We start from the raw sequence: 16,781 nt of genomic DNA, 5'->3' as shown, positions 1-16,781 counted from the left end.
GATCAGCCACGACGAACCCGCAGCCGCCAACCGAACAGCACCCAGCAGACGCTTACGCGTCCTTGGCGTCCTCGGCGGGAGCCTCGGCCTCGTCGGCCTCGGTCACGTCGACCTTGGCGTCCTCGGCAACCGGAGCAGCCTCGGCGTCCTTGGCGGCACGCTTCGTCGCGGCCTCCGCCTCACCCGTCGCCTGCTGCGCGACCGTCAGCGCCTCGACCAGCTCGATGACAGCCATGGGCGCGTTGTCGCCACGGCGGTTACCGATCTTGGTGATGCGGGTGTAGCCACCCGGACGGTTCTCGTAGCGCGGGCCGATCTCGGTGAAGAGCGTGTGGACGACGCTCTTGTCCGTGATGACCTGCAGCACCTGGCGGCGGTTGTGAAGGTCGCCCTTCTTCCCCTTGGTGACCAGACGCTCGGCGTACGGACGAAGGCGGCGGGCCTTCGCCTCGGTGGTGGTGATACGACCGTGCTCGAAGAGCGCCTTCGCGAGGTTCGCGAGGAGCAGCTTCTCGTGCGCGGCGCTGCCGCCCAGACGGGCACCCTTGGTGGGCTTCGGCATTGTTCTTCTCCTGTGTGTCTGCCCCGGCCGTATCAGGTACCGGGGTCAGGAACCCGATGAGCGGATGCCCACCGGCAACGACCGATCAGTACTGCTCGGTCTCCACGAAACCCGCGTCCGCGTCGTCGTCGGCGCCGAAGGCGTCGGCGGCGGCCGTGGGGTCGAATCCGGGCGGGCTGTCCTTCAGGGCCAGGCCCATGCCGGCCAGCTTCGCCTTGACCTCGTCGATGGACTTCGCACCGAAGTTGCGGATGTCCAGCAGGTCGGCCTCGGAACGAGCCACGAGCTCACCCACCGAGTGGATGCCCTCGCGCTTGAGGCAGTTGTACGACCGAACGGTGAGCTCCAGCTCCTCGATCGGCAGCGCCAGGTCGGCGGCGAGGGCGGCGTCCGTGGGGGACGGGCCCATGTCGATGCCCTCGGCGTCGATGTTCAGCTCGCGGGCGAGACCGAACAGCTCGACCAGGGTCTTACCCGCCGACGCCATGGCGTCACGCGGACGCATCGCCTGCTTGGTCTCGACGTCGACGATCAGCTTGTCGAAGTCGGTGCGCTGCTCGACACGGGTCGCCTCGACCTTGTACGTGACCTTCAGCACGGGGCTGTAGATGGAGTCGACCGGGATACGGCCGATCTCCTGGCCCACCTGCTTGTTCTGCACGGCGGAGACATAACCGCGGCCACGCTCGACCGTCAGCTCCATCTCCAGCTTGCCCTTGCCGTTGAGCGTGGCGAGGACCAGATCGGGGTTGTGCACCTCGACACCGGCCGGGGGCGCGATGTCGGCGGCGGTGACCAGACCCGGGCCCTGCTTGCGCAGGTACATCACGACCGGCTCGTCGTGCTCCGAGGAGACGACGAGCTGCTTGATGTTGAGGATCAGGTCGGTGACGTCCTCCTTGACGCCCGGCACGGTGGTGAACTCGTGCAGGACACCGTCGATACGGATGGACGTGACCGCCGCACCCGGGATCGAGGAAAGGAGCGTACGGCGCAGGGAGTTGCCGAGGGTGTAGCCGAAGCCCGGCTCCAGCGGCTCGATCACGAACCGGGAGCGGAACTCGTCGACGACCTCTTCGGTCAACGAGGGACGCTGAGCGATCAGCATGTGTGGATCAGATCCTTCTTTCGTGGACGCCCGCTATTTGACGCCCGACGGAAACCGCACCTGGTGAGAAGTGCGGATACTGCAAGGGTACGGGCGATACGGCCCTTTTACGGGGCCGTACCGCCCGGCTGTTACATGTGGGGGACAACCCCCACGCCCCCGGCCGAAAAGCACCGGAGGCGCAGCAAGCCCTTGAAGCGCCGGCGTCAGACGCGGCGACGCTTCGGCGGACGGCAGCCGTTGTGGGGGGTCGGGGTGACGTCCTGGATGGAGCCGACCTCGAGGCCCGTGGCCTGCAGGGAGCGGATCGCGGTCTCACGACCGGAACCCGGGCCCTTCACGAACACGTCGACCTTGCGCATGCCGTGCTCCTGGGCGCGGCGGGCAGCCGACTCGGCGGCCATCTGCGCGGCGAACGGCGTGGACTTCCGGGAGCCCTTGAAGCCGACGTGGCCGGCGGAGGCCCAGGAGATCACGTTGCCCGACGGGTCCGTGATGGAGACGATCGTGTTGTTGAACGTGCTCTTGATGTGCGCGTGACCGTGAGCGACGTTCTTCTTTTCCTTGCGGCGCACCTTCTTGGCAGCGCCCTGACGACCCTTGGGGGGCATCTACAAACTCCTACGGGGAGGTGGTCGGTCCTACAGCGAAGACCGCTGGTGAAGCGTTGTCCGCTGAGGACTACTTCTTGCCCGGCTTCTTCTTGCCGGCGATGGCGCGACGCGGGCCCTTGCGGGTACGGGCGTTCGTGCTGGTGCGCTGACCGCGGACCGGCAGACCGCGACGGTGACGCAGGCCCTGGTAGCAGCCGATCTCGACCTTGCGGCGGATGTCGGCCTGGATCTCGCGACGGAGGTCACCCTCGGTCTTGATGTTGCTGTCGACGAACTCGCGGATCGCGACGAGCTGCTCCTCGGAGAGGTCGCGAACGCGGGTGTTCGGGTCGACGCCGGTCGCTGCCAGCGTCGCCTGCGAGAGGGTCCGGCCGATGCCGAACACATAGGTGAGGGCGACCTCCACACGCTTTTCGCGCGGGATGTCAACACCGGAAACGCGTGCCATTCAATGGCTCCAGTTGATCCTCGGAGGTCTTCCGCAGAACCGGTTCCCGGCCGCCGTACGAGGTACGAACCGGGTCCCCGGCCTCCGAACCGGGGGTGTCAGGCACCTTCGGTGCCCGGGTCCTGCGTATGAACAAATTCAGCTCGCGTCGCGCGAAACTCTGCGATGTCGATGCAGAGGGATCGGTCGATCGTGCGTCAGCCCTGGCGCTGCTTGTGGCGCGGGTTGTCGCAGATGACCATGACCCGACCGTGACGGCGGATCACCCTGCACTTGTCGCAGATCTTCTTGACGCTCGGCTTGACCTTCATGGGATTGAGGTTCTCCGGGTCAGTGCCACCACCCCGCCGAAACGGGATGCGGGCAAGATCTACTTGTAGCGGTAGACGATCCGGCCACGCGTCAGGTCGTACGGAGACAGCTCCACCACGACCCGGTCGTCAGGGAGGATGCGGATGTAGTGCATTCGCATCTTGCCGCTGATGTGTGCCAGGACCTGGTGGCCGTTCTGGAGCTCGACCTTGAACATGGCGTTCGGAAGAGACTCGACGACAGTGCCCTCGATCTCGATGGCACCTTGCTTCTTGGCCACGCTTCGCCCTTCGAATCGACTACCTTGATCGACTCCCGCACTTTTCCCATTCGGGCGCATGCGGACATGCGGGTGCACGAGAGCCGACGAGTCAGTCTACGTCAGCGCACGGGGAAAGACGAATCGAGGAAGGATGCCCGGAAGCGGAGATCGTTAAGCGCCCACTTCTCGGAGCGCCCCGCCACAAACGCCCCTTCAGGGGCGCGGGGAACCGCGCGACAAGCCCTCACGGGGCCGCAGCTTCGAACGGTGCTCAGCCGAGCGGATCCGGCGCAGCCGTGATCCCGAGCTCGGCCAGCTTGGCCCTACCCCCGTCGGGAGACGTCAGCACCAGCGGACCCTCCTCGGTCAGCGCAACACTGTGCTCCCAGTGGGAGGACCAGGTGCCGTCCGTGGTGATGACGGTCCAGTCGTCGGAGAGGACCTCGGTCCTGGGGGTGCCCAGGGACACCATCGGCTCGATGGCGAGACAGAAACCGGGGACCAGCTTGGGTCCCTTGCCGCGGCGCTTCTCCACGTAGTTCAGCAGGTGCGGGTCCATGTGCATCTCGGTGCCGATGCCGTGGCCGCCGTAGTCCTCGATGATCCCGTACTTGCCGCCGCCCGGCTTCGGCTGGCGGCGGATGTAGGTCTCGATGGCGCGGGAGACGTCGACGAGCCGGTTGCCCAGCTTCATCGCCGCGATGCCGGCCCACATCGACTCCTCCGTGACCCGGGAGAGCTCGATCAGCTCCGGGGCGTGACCGGAACCCACGAAGGCCGTGTACGCCGCGTCGCCGTGCCAGCCGTCGATGATCGCGCCGCAGTCGATGGAGATCACGTCGCCGTCCTTCAGGACGACGTCGTCGGAGGGGATGCCATGGACGACGACCTCGTTGACGGAGGTGCAGATCGTGGCCGGGAAGCCGCCGTAGCCAAGGAAGTTCGGCTTCGCGTCGTACTCCGCGAGCACCTTGCGGGCGACCTGGTCCAGGTCCTTGGTGGTGGCCCCGGGCACCGCGGCCTCACGAGTGGCCGCGTGGATGGCGGCGACCACCAGCCCCGCCTCACGCATCTTGGCGATCTGCTCGGGGGTCTTGATCTGCACCATGGGTGGCCTGCGCTCTCCGTCACTCACGTCAATCGTTACCTGCACAACACTACGGCCGTGACTCCCCTGCGGGTGCCACGGCCGTAACTGACTGACGGCTACTTGCCGTCGTCCTCGCGCTTGAGGGCTTCCAGCGCCCGCTCCGTGACCTCGCCCACCGGGCCGAGGGACGAGATCGTGACGACCAGGCCCTGTGCCTTGTAGTAGTCGATGATCGGCTCGGTCTGCGTGTGGTAGACCTCGAGCCGCGTGCGCACGGTCTCCTCGGAGTCGTCGTCACGCTGGTAGAGCTCACCGCCGCAGACGTCGCAGACGCCTTCCTTCTTCGGCGCGCTGTACGTCTCGTGGAACACGTGCGCCGAGTCGTTGCGGCAGATGCGCCGGCCGGCGATCCGCTTGACGACCTCTTCCTCGGGGACTTCGAGGTCGAGTACCGCGTCCAGCTTGATGCCCTCGGTCTTGAGCAGCTCGTCGAGCGCCTCGGCCTGCGAGACGTTGCGCGGGAAACCGTCCAGCAGGAAGCCGCCTTCGGCGTCCGGCTGCTCCATGCGGTCCTTGGCCATCGCGATGGTCACCTCGTCGGGGACGAGATTGCCGGCGTCCATGTAGGACTTCGCGAGTTTCCCGAGCTCTGTCTGCTGGCTGATGTTGGCGCGGAACAGGTCGCCCGTGGAGATGTGCGGGATGCGCAGCTTCTCGGCAAGGCGAGTGGCCTGCGTGCCCTTCCCTGCACCCGGCGGCCCGACGAGGACGATTCGCATCAGCGGAGGAACCCTTCGTAATTGCGCTGCTGGAGCTGGCTCTCGATTTGCTTCACCGTCTCAAGACCCACACCCACGATGATCAGGATGCTCGTCCCGCCGAAGGGGAAGTTACCGGTTGCCCCGAACCCGACCAACGCCATCGTTGGTACGAGAGCGATCAGCCCCAGATACAGCGAACCCGGCCAGGTGATCCGGTTGAGTACATAGCTGAGGTACTCAGCGGTCGGTCGGCCAGCCCGGATGCCCGGGATGAAGCCACCATACTTCTTCATGTTGTCGGCGACTTCTTCGGGGTTGAAGGAGATCGCCACGTAGAAGAACGCGAAGAAAACGATCAGCAAGAAGTAGCTGACCAGGTAAATCGGGTGGTCGCCCTTGGTCAGGTTCTGCTCGACCCAGGTCTTCCAGCCGGCCTTGCTCCCCGAGAACTGAGCGATCAGTGCCGGGATGTAGAGCAGCGACGAGGCGAAGATGACGGGAATCACACCCGCCTGGTTGACCTTCAGCGGGATGTAGGTCGACGTACCACCGTAGGAACGGCGGCCGATCATGCGCTTCGCGTACTGCACGGGGATGCGCCGCTGGGCCTGCTCGACGAAGACCACCAGGCCGACCATGACCAGGCCGACGAGGATGACGGTGCCGAACTCGATCCAGCCGCCGGCCAGCTTGCCCTGCTTCTTGATGGCCCACAGGGCCGAGGGGAAGGTCGCGGCGATCGAGATGAACATCAGGATCGACATGCCGTTGCCGATGCCGCGGTCGGTGATGAGCTCACCCAGCCACATCACGACGGCCGTACCGGCGGTCATGCAGATGACCATGGTGATGGTGGTGAAGATCGCCTGGTCGGGGACGATCTGGCTGGCAGCCGAGCAACTGCCGAACAGGGCGCCGCTGCGGGCGGTGGCCACCAGGCCGGTGCCCTGCAGGATGGCGAGCGCGACCGTCAGATAACGGGTGTACTGCGTGATCTTCGCCGTACCCGCCTGGCCTTCCTTCTTCAGGGCCTCCAGGCGCGGGATCACCACCGTCAGCAGCTGAAGGATGATGCTCGCCGTGATGTAGGGCATGATGCCCAGCGCGAAGATCGTGATCTGCAGCAGCGCGCCGCCGCTGAACATGTTGACCAGACCGAAGAGGCCCTGGTTGCCAGAGGCCTCGTCCACGCATGTCTGGACGGCCGTGTAGTTGACGCCGGGGATCGGGACGTGGGTACCGACCCGGTACACCACGATGATGGCGAGTGTGAAGAGCAGCTTCTTGCGCAGGTCGGGCGTCCTGAACGCCCGGGCGAACGCGGTGAGCACGGTGCCTCCTGCGACCCCCGCGCAACTGCGTCAAGGGTGACGGTCTTGAGGTTCGACGGATACAAAGAAGAACAGTGCAGGCTACCTTACCGGCGGCAAGGCTCCCCATGGAACGACCAACCGGGGATACCCCATTGTGAGGTATCCCCGGTCGGGAGTGCTTACGTCATCGAGACGCCTGAGGAATTCAGACGAGCTCGGTGACGGTGCCGCCTGCGGCGGTGATCTTCTCCTTGGCGGAGCCGGAGACGGCGTCGACCGTCACCTGCAGCGCCACGGAGATCTCGCCCTGGCCGAGGACCTTGACGAGGCTGTTCTTGCGAACGGCACCCTTGGCCACCAGACCCTCGACGGTGACCTCGCCACCCTCGGGGTACAGGGACGCCAGCTTGTCGAGGTTCACGACCTGGAACTCGACCTTGAACGGGTTCTTGAAGCCCTTCAGCTTCGGGAGACGCATGTGGAGGGGCATCTGGCCACCCTCGAAGCGCTCCGGAACCTGGTAACGGGCCTTCGTGCCCTTGGTACCACGACCAGCCGTCTTACCCTTCGACGCCTCACCACGACCCACACGGGTCTTGGCGGTCTTGGCGCCCGGGGCGGGACGGAGGTTGTGGATCTTGAGCGGGTTGTTCTCCGCCATGATCAGTCGACCTCCTCGACCGTCACGAGGTGGCGGACGGTGTGCACCATGCCGCGGAACTCGGGGCGGTCCTCCTTGACGACCTGCGTGTTGATGCCCTTGAGACCAAGGGAACGCAGGGTGTCACGGTGGTTCTGCTTGCTGCCGATGTACGACTTCGTCTGCGTGATCTTGAGCTGAGCCATTACGCAGCACCAGCCCCGGCACGCGCCCGCAGCAGAGCCGCGGGAGCGACGTCCTCGAGGGGCAGACCACGGCGGGCCGCGATCTCCTCGGGACGCTGCAGACCCTTCAGGGCCTCCACGGTCGCGTGCACGATGTTGATCGCGTTCGACGAACCGAGCGACTTCGACAGGATGTCGTGGACGCCGGCGCACTCGAGCACGGCACGCACCGGGCCACCGGCGATAACGCCGGTACCGGGGGACGCGGGCTTGAGCAGCACGACGCCGGCAGCCTTCTCACCCGTGATCGGGTGCGGGATGGTGCCCTGGATACGGGGGACCTTGAAGAAGTGCTTCTTGGCCTCCTCAACACCCTTGGCGATGGCGGCCGGCACCTCCTTGGCCTTGCCGTAACCGACACCCACGGTGCCATCGCCATCGCCCACTACGACGAGCGCAGTGAAGCTGAAGCGACGACCACCCTTCACAACCTTGGCGACGCGGTTGATCGCGACGACGCGCTCAACGTACGCGGTCTTCTCGGCGGCAGCAGCGCCGCCGTCACGGCCCTTCCGGTCCCGCCGCTCGCCGCCACCGGCACCGCTTCCACGGCGCTGGGGTCCAGCCATTGGATTACCTCTCTCTTTCCGCTAGCTACGGAAGCGACTCAGAACTTGAGTCCGGCTTCGCGGGCGGCGTCCGCCAGGGCGGCGATGCGCCCGGCGTACTGGTTGCCACCACGGTCGAATACGACAGCCTCGACGCCGGCGGCCTTGGCGCGCTCAGCGACCAGGGCACCGACCGACTTGGCCTGCGCGGACTTGTCGCCCTCGCCACCGCGGATCGAGGTGTCCAGGGTCGACGCCGACGCAAGGGTGTGACCCTTGATGTCGTCGATGACCTGGGCCACGATGTGGCGGTTCGAGCGGGTAACGACCAGACGCGGACGCTCCGCCGTACCGTTGATGTGCTTACGGATCCGGATGTGGCGGCGCTTGATCGCGGCGCGCTTGTAGGCGTCGCCCTTGAGGATCTTTTGTCCGTATGCCATGGCTTACTTACCCGCCTTTCCGACCTTGCGGCGGATGACTTCGCCCTCGTACTTGACGCCCTTGGCCTTGTACGGGTCGGGCTTGCGCAGCTTGCGGATGTTGGCCGCAACCTCGCCGACCTTCTGCTTGTCGATGCCCTCGACCGAGAAGTGCGTCGGGTTCTCGACCTTGAACGAGATGCCCTCGGGCGCCTCGACGGTGATCGAGTGGCTGTAGCCGAGCGCGAACTCGAGGTTCGAGCCCTTGGCCGCAACGCGGTAACCGACACCGCTGATCTCGAGCTTCTTCACGTAACCCTGGGTCACGCCGGTGATCATGTTCGCCACCAGCGTGCGGGACAGGCCGTGCAGGGCCTTGTTCTGACGCTCGTCGTTGGGGCGGGTGACGTTGAGAACGCCGTCCTCACCCTTGGCGATGTCGATCGGCGCGGCAACAGTGTGAGTCAGCGAGCCCTTGGGGCCCTTGACCGACACCGTACGGCCGTCGATGGTGACGTCCACGCCGGCGGGAACCGTGATGGGGAGCTTGCCAATACGCGACATAGCTGTTTCCTCCGTTCCCTTCCGCTACCAGACGTAGGCGAGGACTTCTCCGCCTACGCCCTTCTTGCCGGCCTGCTTGTCGGTCAGGAGACCGTGCGACGTGGAGATGATCGCCACGCCGAGGCCACCGAGGACCTTGGGCAGGTTGGTGGACTTCGCGTACACCCGGAGACCGGGCTTGGAGATCCGCTTGATGCCCGCGATGGAGCGCTCACGGTTCGGGCCGAACTTCAGCTCGAGGACGAGGTTCTTGCCGACCTCGGCGTCCTCGACCTTCCAGCCCGTGATGAAGCCCTCCTGCTGGAGGATCTCCGCGATGTGCGACTTGATCTTGCTGTGCGGCATACCCACGGTGTCGTGGTATGCCGAGTTCGCGTTACGCAGACGAGTCAGCATGTCCGCGATCGGATCAGTCATGGTCATGAATTGGCCTTCGGCCTCTCTCGCCGGGGTTTCCAGGTGCCCATCCCTCTCCTCGATCCGAGACGAGGCGGGTGCGGTGCGGTGGACCTACGGCGTAGTAAGTCGTACGGGCGACCGTCAGGCGCCCAACCCTCCAAGCCTAAGCCATGGAGAGGAGGGCGCCTGACACGCCCATTGCTTACCGAGAGCCCTAGGAATCCCTAAAAGGGGGATTACCAGGAGCTCTTGGTCACGCCCGGCAGCTCGCCACGGTGAGCCATCTCACGAAGGCACACGCGGCACAGGCCGAACTTGCGGTACACGGAGTGGGGACGGCCGCAGCGCTGGCAGCGCGTGTAACCACGCACGCCGAACTTGGGCTTGCGAGCAGCCTTTGCGATCAGAGCCTTCTTCGCCATCTCGCTCACGCCTCCTTGAAGGGGAAGCCGAGGTGACGAAGGAGCGCACGGCCCTCAGCGTCGTTGGTCGCCGTGGTCACCACGGTGATGTCCATACCCCGGACGCGGTCGATCTTGTCCTGGTCGATCTCGTGGAACATGACCTGCTCCGTGAGACCGAAGGTGTAGTTGCCACGGCCGTCGAACTGCTTGGGGGACAGACCACGGAAGTCGCGGATGCGCGGCAGCGCGAGCGACAGGGTGCGGTCCAGGAACTCCCACATGCGGTCGCCACGAAGCGTGACGTGGGCACCGATCGGCTGACCCTCACGCAGCTTGAACTGCGCGATGGACTTGCGGGCCTTGGTGACGGCCGGCTTCTGACCGGTGATCGTGGTGAGGTCGCGGATGGCGCCCTCGATCAGCTTGGAGTCGCGGGCGGCGTCGCCCACACCCATGTTGACCACGATCTTGACGAGGCCGGGGATCTGCATGACGTTCTCGTACTTGAACTCGTCACGCAGCTTGCCCGCGATCTCCTCGCGGTACTTCGTCTTGAGACGCGGAGTGGTGGTGGTAGCCATCAGATGTCCTCACCCGTCCGCTTGGCAACGCGAACCTTGTTGCCCTCGTCGTCGAAGCGGTAACCGACACGCGTGACGACCTTGTTGCCGTCCTTCTCAACGACCAGCTGGACGTTGGAGACGTGGATCGGCGCCTCGGTCGTGACGATGCCGCCGGCCTGCGAACCGCTGGCGGTCGGGCCGGCCTTGGTGTGCTTCTTGACCCGGTTGACACCCTCGACCAGGACGCGGTCCTCGCGGGGGTAGGCCGCGATGACCTTGCCCTGCTTGCCCTTGTCCTTACCGGTGATGACCTGAACCAGGTCGCCCTTCTTGATCTTCATGCTTACAGCACCTCCGGAGCCAGCGAGATGATCTTCATGAACTTCTTCTCGCGCAGCTCCCGGCCGACCGGGCCGAAGATGCGGGTGCCACGAGGGTCGCCGTCGTTCTTCAGAATGACAGCGGCGTTCTCGTCGAAGCGGATGTACGAGCCGTCCGGACGGCGGCGCTCCTTGACGGTGCGAACGATGACCGCCTTGATGACGTCACCCTTCTTCACGTTGCCGCCGGGGATCGCGTCCTTGACGGTGGCGACGATGACGTCACCGATGCCCGCGTAGCGGCGACCGGAGCCACCGAGCACACGGATGCAAAGGATTTCCTTCGCACCAGTGTTGTCGGCGACACGCAGTCGCGACTCCTGCTGGATCACGTCTATCTCCTGTTTGTCTGCCGGTTCCCGGCAGGGGTCCCTTTACGAACCCCTGCCGAGCCTGGCGGAACTGTCCTGCGAGGCAACTGCCCCGCAGGCCTGCTTTTGGGAATTCCCTTGCGGGAATTACCTGCTACTTGGCCTTCTCGAGGATCTCGACGACGCGCCAGCGCTTCGTCGCGGACAGCGGCCGGGTCTCCGCGAGGAGGACACGGTCGCCGACGCCCGCGGCGTTCTGCTCGTCGTGCGCCTTGAGCTTGTTCGTACGGCGGATGACCTTGCCGTACAGCGCGTGCTTGACGCGGTCCTCGACAGCGACGACGACGGTCTTGTCCATCTTGTCGCTGACGACGAGACCCTCACGGGTCTTGCGTGCGCCGCGCGCCTCGGTCGTCTCTTCAGTCACGTTGTTCTCGCTCATCAGGCGTTCTCCACCGTTTCGATGCCCAGCTCACGCTCGCGCATCAGGGTGTAGATCCGCGCGATGTCCTTGCGGACCGCCTTGAGACGGCCATGGTTCTCGAGCTGCCCAGTCGCCGCCTGGAAGCGGAGGTTGAACAGTTCTTCCTTGGCTTCGCGAAGCTTCGCAAGAAGCTCCTCGTCACCCAGCTCGCGCAGCTCGGACGCCTTGGTACCGGCCGACATCACGCTTCACCTGCCTCGCGCTTGACGATCCGGCACTTCATCGGCAGCTTGTGGGCCGCACGAGTCAGAGCTTCACGCGCAATCTTTTCATTGGGGTACGACAGCTCGAACATCACGCGTCCGGGCTTGACGTTGGCGATCCACCACTCCGGCGAACCCTTACCGGAACCCATGCGGGTCTCGGCAGGCTTCTTGGTGAGGGGACGGTCCGGGTAGATGTTGATCCAGACCTTGCCACCACGCTTGATGTGACGCGTCATGGCAATACGAGCGGCCTCGATCTGGCGGTTCGTCACATAGGCCGGGGTGAGCGCCTGGATGCCGTACTCGCCGAACGCAACCTGCGTGCCGCCCTTGGCAGCGCCGCTGCGCTTCGGGTGGTGCTGCTTGCGGTGCTTGACCCTACGGGGGATCAGCATGTCGGTCAGGCCTCCGTTCCGGTGCTCTCAGCCGGAGCGGCAGCCGCCGGAGCCTCGGCCTTGGGGGCCTCGGCAGCGGGAGCCTGCTGCGGCTTGCGACCGCGACCGCCGCGCTCGCCACCACGGCCACCACGGGCCGGGCGGTCGGCGCCGCCGCCACCGCGAGCCGGGCGGTTACCCGCACGGGCGGCAGCGTTCTCGGCGCGGACCTCGGCGATGTTCTTGACGTCGCCCTTGTAGATCCAGACCTTCACGCCGATGCGGCCGAAGGTCGTCTTGGCCTCGAAGAAGCCGTAGTCCACGTTCGCACGGAGCGTGTGCAGGGGCACACGGCCCTCGCGGTAGAACTCCGAGCGGGACATCTCGGCGCCACCGAGGCGGCCGCCGCACTGGATCTTGATGCCCTTGGCGCCGGCCTTCATCGTGCCCTGCATGCTCTTACGCATGGCGCGACGGAAGGAGACGCGGGAGGAGAGCTGCTCGGCGACGGCCTGAGCAACCAGCTGAGCGTCCGTCTCGGGGTTCTTGACCTCGAGGATGTTCAGCTGGACCTGCTTGCCCGTGAGCTTCTCGAGGTCACCGCGGATGCGGTCGGCCTCGGCGCCACGGCGGCCGATGACGATGCCCGGACGAGCGGTGTGGATGTCCACACGCACGCGGTCACGGGTGCGCTCGATCTCCACCTTCGAGATGCCGGCGCGCTCCATGCCGGACGTCATCATCCGACGGATGGCGACGTCTTCCTTGACGTAGTCCTTGTACAGCTTGTCGGCGTACCACCGGGACTTGAAGTCCGTGGTGATGCCGAGCCGGAACCCATGCGGGTTAACCTTCTGGCCCATTACCGGGTTCCTTCCTTGCTGCTGACGACCACGGTGATGTGGCTGGTCCGCTTGCGGATCCGGTAGGCACGGCCCTGGGCGCGCGGACGGAACCGCTTCAGGGTCGGGCCCTCGTCGACGTACGCCTCGGAGATGACGAGGCTGTCGGCGTCGGTGTGGTCGTAGTTGTGCGCGGCGTTGGCGATGGCGCTGTCGAGCACCTTGCCGACGGGCACTGAGGCTGCCTGCGGAGCGAATCGCAGAACAGCCTGAGCCTCCGTGGCGTCCATGCCACGGATAAGGTCCACCACGCGGCGGGCCTTCATGGGCGTAACGCGGATGTACCGCGCCTGGGCCCTGGCTTCCATGGTTGTCCCTCTCAGTTACTTACGTGTCTGAATGCGATCCGCGTTTAGCGGCGCTTCGACTTCCGGTCGTCCTTGACGTGACCCCGGAAGGTGCGCGTCGGCGAGAACTCGCCGAGCTTGTGGCCGACCATCGCCTCGGTGACGAACACCGGGATGTGGGTCTTGCCGTTGTGCACCGCGATCGTGTGGCCGAGCATGGCCGGGACGATCATCGAGCGACGGGACCAGGTCTTGATGACGTTCTTGGAACCGGCTTCGTTCTGGGCGTCCACCTTCTTTACGAGGTGGTCGTCGACGAAGGGCCCCTTCTTGAGACTGCGCGGCATCTAAACCCGCTCCTAGCGCTTCTTGTTCGTCTTGCGGCGGCGGACGATGTACTTGTTCGAAGCCTTCTTCGGCGAACGAGTACGACCCTCCTTCTGACCCCAGGGGCTGACCGGGTGGCGACCACCGGAGGTCTTGCCCTCACCACCACCGTGGGGGTGGTCAACCGGGTTCATCGCCACACCGCGAACGGTCGGGCGGACGCCCAGCCAGCGCTTGCGGCCGGCCTTGCCCCAGTTGATGTTGCTCTGCTCGGCGTTGCCGACCTCGCCGACCGTGGCGCGGCAGCGCTGGTCGACCAGGCGGATCTCACCGGACGGCATGCGGAGGTGGGCCATCGAGCCCTCCTTCGCGAGCAGCTGCACGGAGGCACCAGCGGAGCGGGCGAACTTGGCGCCGCCACCCGGACGGAGCTCGATCGCGTGGATCGTGGTACCGACCGGGATGTTGCGGATCGCCAGGTTGTTGCCCGGCTTGATGTCGGCCCCGGGACCGTTCTCGACGCGGTCGCCCTGCTGCAGGTTGCGCGGGGCGAGGATGTAGCGCTTCTCGCCGTCCGCGTAGTGCAGCAGCGCGATGCGCGCGGTGCGGTTGGGGTCGTACTCGATGTGCGCGACCTTCGCCGGCACGCCGTCCTTGTCGTGACGACGGAAGTCGATCACTCGGTAGGCGCGCTTGTGTCCGCCACCCTGGTGGCGAACGGTCACACGACCGGCGTTGTTACGGCCGCCCTTGCTGTGCAGGGGGCGGACCAGCGACTTCTCCGGCGTGGACCGCGTGACCTCGACGAAGTCGGCGACGCTCGAGCCACGACGGCCCGGCGTAGTCGGCTTGTACTTGCGGATTCCCATTTCTCAGTCCTCGTCCGATATCGGACGATCCGACCCGCTTACGCGGTCGGACCGCCGAAGATGTCGATACGGTCGCCCTCAGCGAGGGTCACGATCGCGCGCTTGGTGGCCGCACGCTGGCCGAAGCCGGTGCGGGTCCGCTTGCGCTTGCCGATGCGGTTGATCGTGTTGACCCCGGTGACCTTGACCGAGAAGACCGCCTGGACGGCCTGCTTGATCTGGGTCTTGTTGGCGCCCGGGGCGACGATGAACGTGTACTTGTTGTCGTCGAGAAGCGCGTAGCTCTTCTCGGAGACGACCGGCTTCAGCAGCACGTCACGGGGGTCCGTGAACGACTTGCTGATCGGCGTCTCGACAGTGTTCTTGCCCTCGGCCTCGTGGCGACGCGCCTTGGCGACGCGCGCGGCCTTGGCGGCCTTGGCAGCCTTGGAGGCAATGCTCGGGTGACGCGTAGCCATCAGGCTTCGCTCCCTTCGGTGTCAGCGGCCTTGGGGCCAGACACGAAGGACTCGAAAGCGGCCTGGGTGAAGACCACGTCGTCCGAGACGAGAACGTCGTACGTGTTCAGCTGGCCCGGCTCCAGGATGTGGACCTGGGGCAGGTTGCGGGCGGACAGCCACGCGGCCTCGTCGGCGCGGTCGACGACCAGGAGCAGGTTCTTGCGCTCCGAGATCTTGCCGAACAGCGTCCGGGCGGCCTTCGTCGACGGGTTCTCACCCTCGATGACGCCGGAGACGACGTGGATGCGGTTGTGGCGGGCCCGGTCGGTGAGGGCGTGGCGCAGGGCCGCGGCCTTCATCTTCTTCGGGGTCCGCTGCGAGTAGTCACGCGGCTGCGGGCCGTGGACGACGCCACCGCCGGCGAACTGCGGCGCACGGGTCGAGCCCTGACGGGCGCGGCCGGTGCCCTTCTGGCGGTACGGCTTCTTGCCGCCACCACGGACCTCGCCGCGACGCTTGGTCTTGTGCGTGCCCTGGCGGGCAGCGGCGTTCTGCGCGACGACGACCTGGTGGATCAGCGGAATGCTGATCTTCTCCACGCCGAAGATCTCCGCGGGGAGCTCGACGCTACCGGTCTTCTCGCCGGCAGGCGAAAGGATGTCAACAGTGCTCATCGGTACCTCAGGCCCCCTTGGCCGCGGTGCGGACCAGGACGAGGCCGCCGTTCGGACCGGGGACAGCGCCCTTGATGAGCAGCAGACCCTTCTCCGCGTCAACGGCGTGGACGGTCAGGTTCTGGGTGGTGACCCGCTCGTTGCCCATGCGACCCGCCATGCGGAGGCCCTTGAACACGCGGCCCGGGGTGGCGCAGCCACCGATGGAACCGGGCGAGCGGTGCTTGCGCTGGGTGCCGTGTCCGGCGCCGAGGCCCTTGAAGTTGTGACGCTTCATGACACCGGCGAAGCCCTTGCCCTTGCTCTTGCCGGTCACGTCCACCTTGACGCCGGCCTCGAAGACCTCGGCGGAGATCTCCTGGCCCAGCGTGTACTCGGAGGCGTCCGCAGTGCGGATCTCGACGAGGTGGCGGCGGGGCGTGACGTCGGCCTTGGCGAAGTGGCCCTTGAGGGGCTTGTTCACCTTGCGCGGGTCGATCTCGCCGAAGGCGATCTGGACCGACTCGTAGCCGTCACTGTCGTTCGTACGGACCTGGGTCACGACGTTGGGGCCGGCCTTGACGACGGTGACCGGAACAACACGGTTGTTCTCGTCCCACACCTGCGTCATGCCGAGCTTCTCGCCCAGGATGCCCTTGATCTGCTTAGCCATTCTCAGATCACCGGCCTTCAGAGCTTGATCTCGATGTCGACACCGGCCGGGAGGTCGAGTCGCATCAGAGAGTCAACGGTCTTGGGCGTCGGGTCGAGAATGTCGATCAGGCGCTTGTGCGTGCGCATCTCGAAGTGCTCGCGCGAGTCCTTGTACTTGTGCGGCGACTTGATGACGCAGTACACGTTCTTCTCAGTGGGCAGCGGCACCGGGCCCGCGACCGACGCACCAGTACGCGTCACCGTCTCGACGATCTTCTTCGCCGAGGAATCGATGACCTCGTGGTCGTAGGCCTTGAGCCGGATGCGGATCTTCTGTCCCGCCATGGCTACTCAGTAGTCCTGTCTCTTCGTACGCTCCGGAACCCGGTGTTCCGTTTACTTCTCTCCGACCCACGCGGTCGGGTGTGTCGCGCTCTCACCGACACAGATGTCCCTTGTTCGAACATCCCTACTGGGAAAGCACGGCCCTTCCGGAACCGCAAGCCGAGGGCGGAGAAGCCCACCGGGTGCCTGGCCGGTGCCGCACTGACACTTCCCGGAAGATTCCCGTACGTCCGCCCCAGCGCTGCCTTACGGCAGTTAGGGCGACGAGTACTGTGGGACTCGCTTCCGGTCCTC

General features: G+C 65.8%; 30 protein-coding genes. All 30 read right to left on the bottom strand.

The features are described 5' to 3' along the window. Nucleotides 1-52: 52 nt before the first annotated feature. The 30 genes from rplQ to rpsJ all read right to left on the bottom strand — a co-directional run bounded on the left by rplQ (nt 53) and on the right by rpsJ (nt 16,487). A complete protein-coding gene (rplQ, locus tag ACYUED_RS27170) occupies nt 53-562 on the bottom strand; it encodes a 50S ribosomal protein L17 (RefSeq protein ID WP_491285916.1) in 510 nt (169 codons plus the stop codon). An 85-nt stretch (nt 563-647) separates the two neighbouring features. Continuing rightward, complete coding sequence (locus ACYUED_RS27165; RefSeq protein ID WP_003966937.1) at nt 648-1,670, bottom strand: DNA-directed RNA polymerase subunit alpha; 1,023 nt, start codon at nt 1,668-1,670, stop codon at nt 648-650. 206 nt (nt 1,671-1,876) lie between these two features. After that, on the bottom strand, nt 1,877-2,281 hold the full coding sequence (rpsK, locus tag ACYUED_RS27160) for a 30S ribosomal protein S11 (RefSeq protein ID WP_003956432.1): 405 nt from the start codon (nt 2,279-2,281) through the stop codon (nt 1,877-1,879). Nucleotides 2,282-2,351: 70 nt separating this feature from the next. Beyond that, nucleotides 2,352-2,732 carry a 30S ribosomal protein S13 gene (gene rpsM / locus ACYUED_RS27155; RefSeq protein ID WP_266519695.1) on the bottom strand — a complete coding sequence of 127 codons (381 nt, stop codon included), beginning with the start codon at nt 2,730-2,732 and terminating at the stop codon, nt 2,352-2,354. A gap of 197 nt (nt 2,733-2,929) precedes the next feature. Next, nucleotides 2,930-3,043: a 50S ribosomal protein L36 gene (rpmJ, locus tag ACYUED_RS27150; RefSeq protein WP_003974245.1), complete on the bottom strand. Its 114-nt coding sequence runs from the start codon at nt 3,041-3,043 to the stop codon at nt 2,930-2,932. A gap of 59 nt (nt 3,044-3,102) precedes the next feature. Beyond that, entirely contained in the window at nt 3,103-3,324 is a 222-nt protein-coding gene (infA, locus tag ACYUED_RS27145) for a translation initiation factor IF-1 (RefSeq protein WP_003948620.1), read from the bottom strand. Nucleotides 3,325-3,577: 253 nt separating this feature from the next. Further along, complete coding sequence (map, locus tag ACYUED_RS27140) at nt 3,578-4,414, bottom strand: type I methionyl aminopeptidase (protein ID WP_491294452.1); 837 nt, start codon at nt 4,412-4,414, stop codon at nt 3,578-3,580. A gap of 98 nt (nt 4,415-4,512) precedes the next feature. After that, on the bottom strand, nt 4,513-5,175 hold the full coding sequence (locus tag ACYUED_RS27135) for an adenylate kinase (RefSeq protein WP_491285906.1): 663 nt from the start codon (nt 5,173-5,175) through the stop codon (nt 4,513-4,515). Then, nucleotides 5,175-6,488, bottom strand: coding sequence for a preprotein translocase subunit SecY (secY, locus tag ACYUED_RS27130; RefSeq protein WP_491285904.1), 1,314 nt, complete (start codon nt 6,486-6,488; stop codon nt 5,175-5,177). The genes ACYUED_RS27135 and secY overlap by 1 nt, the downstream gene beginning before the upstream one ends. A 187-nt stretch (nt 6,489-6,675) precedes the next feature. Continuing rightward, nucleotides 6,676-7,131, bottom strand: a complete 456-nt coding sequence (gene rplO, locus ACYUED_RS27125) for a 50S ribosomal protein L15 (RefSeq protein ID WP_266519687.1) — start codon at nt 7,129-7,131, stop codon at nt 6,676-6,678. A 2-nt stretch (nt 7,132-7,133) separates the two neighbouring features. Continuing rightward, a complete protein-coding gene (gene rpmD / locus ACYUED_RS27120) occupies nt 7,134-7,316 on the bottom strand; it encodes a 50S ribosomal protein L30 (RefSeq protein ID WP_005481207.1) in 183 nt (60 codons plus the stop codon). Then, the gene (gene rpsE, locus ACYUED_RS27115) at nt 7,316-7,924 is read right to left on the bottom strand and encodes a 30S ribosomal protein S5 (RefSeq protein WP_010354225.1); all 609 of its coding nucleotides are present in this window, start codon (nt 7,922-7,924) and stop codon (nt 7,316-7,318) included. Before rpsE ends, rpmD begins: the two co-directional genes overlap by 1 nt. Nucleotides 7,925-7,962: 38 nt before the next feature. Continuing rightward, nucleotides 7,963-8,346: a 50S ribosomal protein L18 gene (gene rplR / locus ACYUED_RS27110; RefSeq protein WP_266519684.1), complete on the bottom strand. Its 384-nt coding sequence runs from the start codon at nt 8,344-8,346 to the stop codon at nt 7,963-7,965. A gap of 3 nt (nt 8,347-8,349) precedes the next feature. After that, entirely contained in the window at nt 8,350-8,889 is a 540-nt protein-coding gene (rplF, locus tag ACYUED_RS27105) for a 50S ribosomal protein L6 (RefSeq protein ID WP_266683869.1), read from the bottom strand. 24 nt (nt 8,890-8,913) lie between these two features. Further along, nucleotides 8,914-9,312 (bottom strand): 30S ribosomal protein S8, encoded by a 399-nt coding sequence (gene rpsH, locus ACYUED_RS27100; protein ID WP_010986352.1) that lies wholly within the window; start codon nt 9,310-9,312, stop codon nt 8,914-8,916. A gap of 212 nt (nt 9,313-9,524) precedes the next feature. After that, nucleotides 9,525-9,710: a type Z 30S ribosomal protein S14 gene (locus ACYUED_RS27095; protein ID WP_003948630.1), complete on the bottom strand. Its 186-nt coding sequence runs from the start codon at nt 9,708-9,710 to the stop codon at nt 9,525-9,527. 5 nt (nt 9,711-9,715) lie between these two features. Beyond that, nucleotides 9,716-10,273: a 50S ribosomal protein L5 gene (rplE, locus tag ACYUED_RS27090; RefSeq protein WP_007494758.1), complete on the bottom strand. Its 558-nt coding sequence runs from the start codon at nt 10,271-10,273 to the stop codon at nt 9,716-9,718. Beyond that, on the bottom strand, nt 10,273-10,596 hold the full coding sequence (gene rplX / locus ACYUED_RS27085) for a 50S ribosomal protein L24 (protein ID WP_266683867.1): 324 nt from the start codon (nt 10,594-10,596) through the stop codon (nt 10,273-10,275). The genes rplE and rplX overlap by 1 nt, the downstream gene beginning before the upstream one ends. A 2-nt stretch (nt 10,597-10,598) precedes the next feature. Continuing rightward, a complete protein-coding gene (rplN, locus tag ACYUED_RS27080) occupies nt 10,599-10,967 on the bottom strand; it encodes a 50S ribosomal protein L14 (protein ID WP_003992364.1) in 369 nt (122 codons plus the stop codon). Nucleotides 10,968-11,100: 133 nt separating this feature from the next. Further along, nucleotides 11,101-11,388, bottom strand: a complete 288-nt coding sequence (gene rpsQ / locus ACYUED_RS27075) for a 30S ribosomal protein S17 (RefSeq protein ID WP_266519676.1) — start codon at nt 11,386-11,388, stop codon at nt 11,101-11,103. After that, the gene (gene rpmC / locus ACYUED_RS27070) at nt 11,388-11,612 is read right to left on the bottom strand and encodes a 50S ribosomal protein L29 (RefSeq protein WP_030831683.1); all 225 of its coding nucleotides are present in this window, start codon (nt 11,610-11,612) and stop codon (nt 11,388-11,390) included. Before rpmC ends, rpsQ begins: the two co-directional genes overlap by 1 nt. Next, the gene (gene rplP / locus ACYUED_RS27065) at nt 11,612-12,031 is read right to left on the bottom strand and encodes a 50S ribosomal protein L16 (RefSeq protein ID WP_009327094.1); all 420 of its coding nucleotides are present in this window, start codon (nt 12,029-12,031) and stop codon (nt 11,612-11,614) included. The genes rpmC and rplP overlap by 1 nt, the downstream gene beginning before the upstream one ends. A 5-nt stretch (nt 12,032-12,036) precedes the next feature. Next, nucleotides 12,037-12,873 (bottom strand): 30S ribosomal protein S3, encoded by an 837-nt coding sequence (gene rpsC, locus ACYUED_RS27060; protein WP_491285890.1) that lies wholly within the window; start codon nt 12,871-12,873, stop codon nt 12,037-12,039. After that, on the bottom strand, nt 12,873-13,220 hold the full coding sequence (rplV, locus tag ACYUED_RS27055) for a 50S ribosomal protein L22 (RefSeq protein ID WP_030619142.1): 348 nt from the start codon (nt 13,218-13,220) through the stop codon (nt 12,873-12,875). The genes rpsC and rplV overlap by 1 nt, the downstream gene beginning before the upstream one ends. 44 nt (nt 13,221-13,264) lie before the next feature. Further along, entirely contained in the window at nt 13,265-13,546 is a 282-nt protein-coding gene (rpsS, locus tag ACYUED_RS27050) for a 30S ribosomal protein S19 (RefSeq protein WP_266519667.1), read from the bottom strand. Between the two features lie 12 nt (nt 13,547-13,558). After that, nucleotides 13,559-14,395 (bottom strand): 50S ribosomal protein L2, encoded by an 837-nt coding sequence (gene rplB, locus ACYUED_RS27045; protein WP_019980874.1) that lies wholly within the window; start codon nt 14,393-14,395, stop codon nt 13,559-13,561. 38 nt (nt 14,396-14,433) lie between these two features. Next, nucleotides 14,434-14,853 (bottom strand): 50S ribosomal protein L23, encoded by a 420-nt coding sequence (gene rplW / locus ACYUED_RS27040; RefSeq protein WP_491285887.1) that lies wholly within the window; start codon nt 14,851-14,853, stop codon nt 14,434-14,436. Next, nucleotides 14,853-15,509 (bottom strand): 50S ribosomal protein L4, encoded by a 657-nt coding sequence (gene rplD / locus ACYUED_RS27035; RefSeq protein WP_266519660.1) that lies wholly within the window; start codon nt 15,507-15,509, stop codon nt 14,853-14,855. Before rplD ends, rplW begins: the two co-directional genes overlap by 1 nt. A 7-nt stretch (nt 15,510-15,516) precedes the next feature. Then, a complete protein-coding gene (rplC, locus tag ACYUED_RS27030; RefSeq protein ID WP_030619125.1) occupies nt 15,517-16,161 on the bottom strand; it encodes a 50S ribosomal protein L3 in 645 nt (214 codons plus the stop codon). A 17-nt stretch (nt 16,162-16,178) separates the two neighbouring features. Further along, on the bottom strand, nt 16,179-16,487 hold the full coding sequence (rpsJ, locus tag ACYUED_RS27025) for a 30S ribosomal protein S10 (protein ID WP_003948644.1): 309 nt from the start codon (nt 16,485-16,487) through the stop codon (nt 16,179-16,181). Nucleotides 16,488-16,781: the final 294 nt, after the last annotated feature.

The sequence above is a fragment of the Streptomyces sp. DF42 genome (assembly GCF_058267695.1).
The sequence above is the reverse complement of the archived record's forward strand: the minus strand, read 5'-3'. Positions and strand labels throughout refer to the sequence as shown.

Bases quoted from the DNA above. Each gene is read 5' to 3' on its own strand.
- rpsS (WP_266519667.1), bottom strand. From the start codon at position 13,546: ATGCCGCGCAGTCTCAAGAAGGGGCCCTTCGTCGACGACCACCTCGTA.
- rplD (WP_266519660.1), bottom strand. From the start codon at position 15,509: ATGAGCACTGTTGACATCCTTTCGCCTGCCGGCGAGAAGACCGGTAGC.
- rplO (WP_266519687.1), bottom strand. From the start codon at position 7,131: ATGGCGGAGAACAACCCGCTCAAGATCCACAACCTCCGTCCCGCCCCG.
- rplE (WP_007494758.1), bottom strand. From the start codon at position 10,273: ATGGCTACCACCACCACTCCGCGTCTCAAGACGAAGTACCGCGAGGAG.
- rpsC (WP_491285890.1), bottom strand. From the start codon at position 12,873: ATGGGCCAGAAGGTTAACCCGCATGGGTTCCGGCTCGGCATCACCACG.
- rpmJ (WP_003974245.1), bottom strand. From the start codon at position 3,043: ATGAAGGTCAAGCCGAGCGTCAAGAAGATCTGCGACAAGTGCAGGGTG.
- rplF (WP_266683869.1), bottom strand. From the start codon at position 8,889: ATGTCGCGTATTGGCAAGCTCCCCATCACGGTTCCCGCCGGCGTGGAC.
- rpmC (WP_030831683.1), bottom strand. From the start codon at position 11,612: ATGTCGGCCGGTACCAAGGCGTCCGAGCTGCGCGAGCTGGGTGACGAG.
- rpsJ (WP_003948644.1), bottom strand. From the start codon at position 16,487: ATGGCGGGACAGAAGATCCGCATCCGGCTCAAGGCCTACGACCACGAG.
- rpmD (WP_005481207.1), bottom strand. From the start codon at position 7,316: ATGGCTCAGCTCAAGATCACGCAGACGAAGTCGTACATCGGCAGCAAG.
- rpsE (WP_010354225.1), bottom strand. From the start codon at position 7,924: ATGGCTGGACCCCAGCGCCGTGGAAGCGGTGCCGGTGGCGGCGAGCGG.
- rpsK (WP_003956432.1), bottom strand. From the start codon at position 2,281: ATGCCCCCCAAGGGTCGTCAGGGCGCTGCCAAGAAGGTGCGCCGCAAG.
- rplB (WP_019980874.1), bottom strand. From the start codon at position 14,395: ATGGGAATCCGCAAGTACAAGCCGACTACGCCGGGCCGTCGTGGCTCG.
- rpsQ (WP_266519676.1), bottom strand. From the start codon at position 11,388: ATGAGCGAGAACAACGTGACTGAAGAGACGACCGAGGCGCGCGGCGCA.
- rplW (WP_491285887.1), bottom strand. From the start codon at position 14,853: ATGGCTACGCGTCACCCGAGCATTGCCTCCAAGGCTGCCAAGGCCGCC.
- rplR (WP_266519684.1), bottom strand. From the start codon at position 8,346: ATGGCATACGGACAAAAGATCCTCAAGGGCGACGCCTACAAGCGCGCC.
- rpsM (WP_266519695.1), bottom strand. From the start codon at position 2,732: ATGGCACGCGTTTCCGGTGTTGACATCCCGCGCGAAAAGCGTGTGGAG.
- ACYUED_RS27135 (WP_491285906.1), bottom strand. From the start codon at position 5,175: ATGCGAATCGTCCTCGTCGGGCCGCCGGGTGCAGGGAAGGGCACGCAG.
- ACYUED_RS27165 (WP_003966937.1), bottom strand. From the start codon at position 1,670: ATGCTGATCGCTCAGCGTCCCTCGTTGACCGAAGAGGTCGTCGACGAG.
- ACYUED_RS27095 (WP_003948630.1), bottom strand. From the start codon at position 9,710: ATGGCGAAGAAGGCTCTGATCGCAAAGGCTGCTCGCAAGCCCAAGTTC.
- rplC (WP_030619125.1), bottom strand. From the start codon at position 16,161: ATGGCTAAGCAGATCAAGGGCATCCTGGGCGAGAAGCTCGGCATGACG.
- rpsH (WP_010986352.1), bottom strand. From the start codon at position 9,312: ATGACCATGACTGATCCGATCGCGGACATGCTGACTCGTCTGCGTAAC.
- rplX (WP_266683867.1), bottom strand. From the start codon at position 10,596: ATGAAGATCAAGAAGGGCGACCTGGTTCAGGTCATCACCGGTAAGGAC.
- rplP (WP_009327094.1), bottom strand. From the start codon at position 12,031: ATGCTGATCCCCCGTAGGGTCAAGCACCGCAAGCAGCACCACCCGAAG.
- rplQ (WP_491285916.1), bottom strand. From the start codon at position 562: ATGCCGAAGCCCACCAAGGGTGCCCGTCTGGGCGGCAGCGCCGCGCAC.
- map (WP_491294452.1), bottom strand. From the start codon at position 4,414: ATGGTGCAGATCAAGACCCCCGAGCAGATCGCCAAGATGCGTGAGGCG.
- rplV (WP_030619142.1), bottom strand. From the start codon at position 13,220: ATGGAAGCCAGGGCCCAGGCGCGGTACATCCGCGTTACGCCCATGAAG.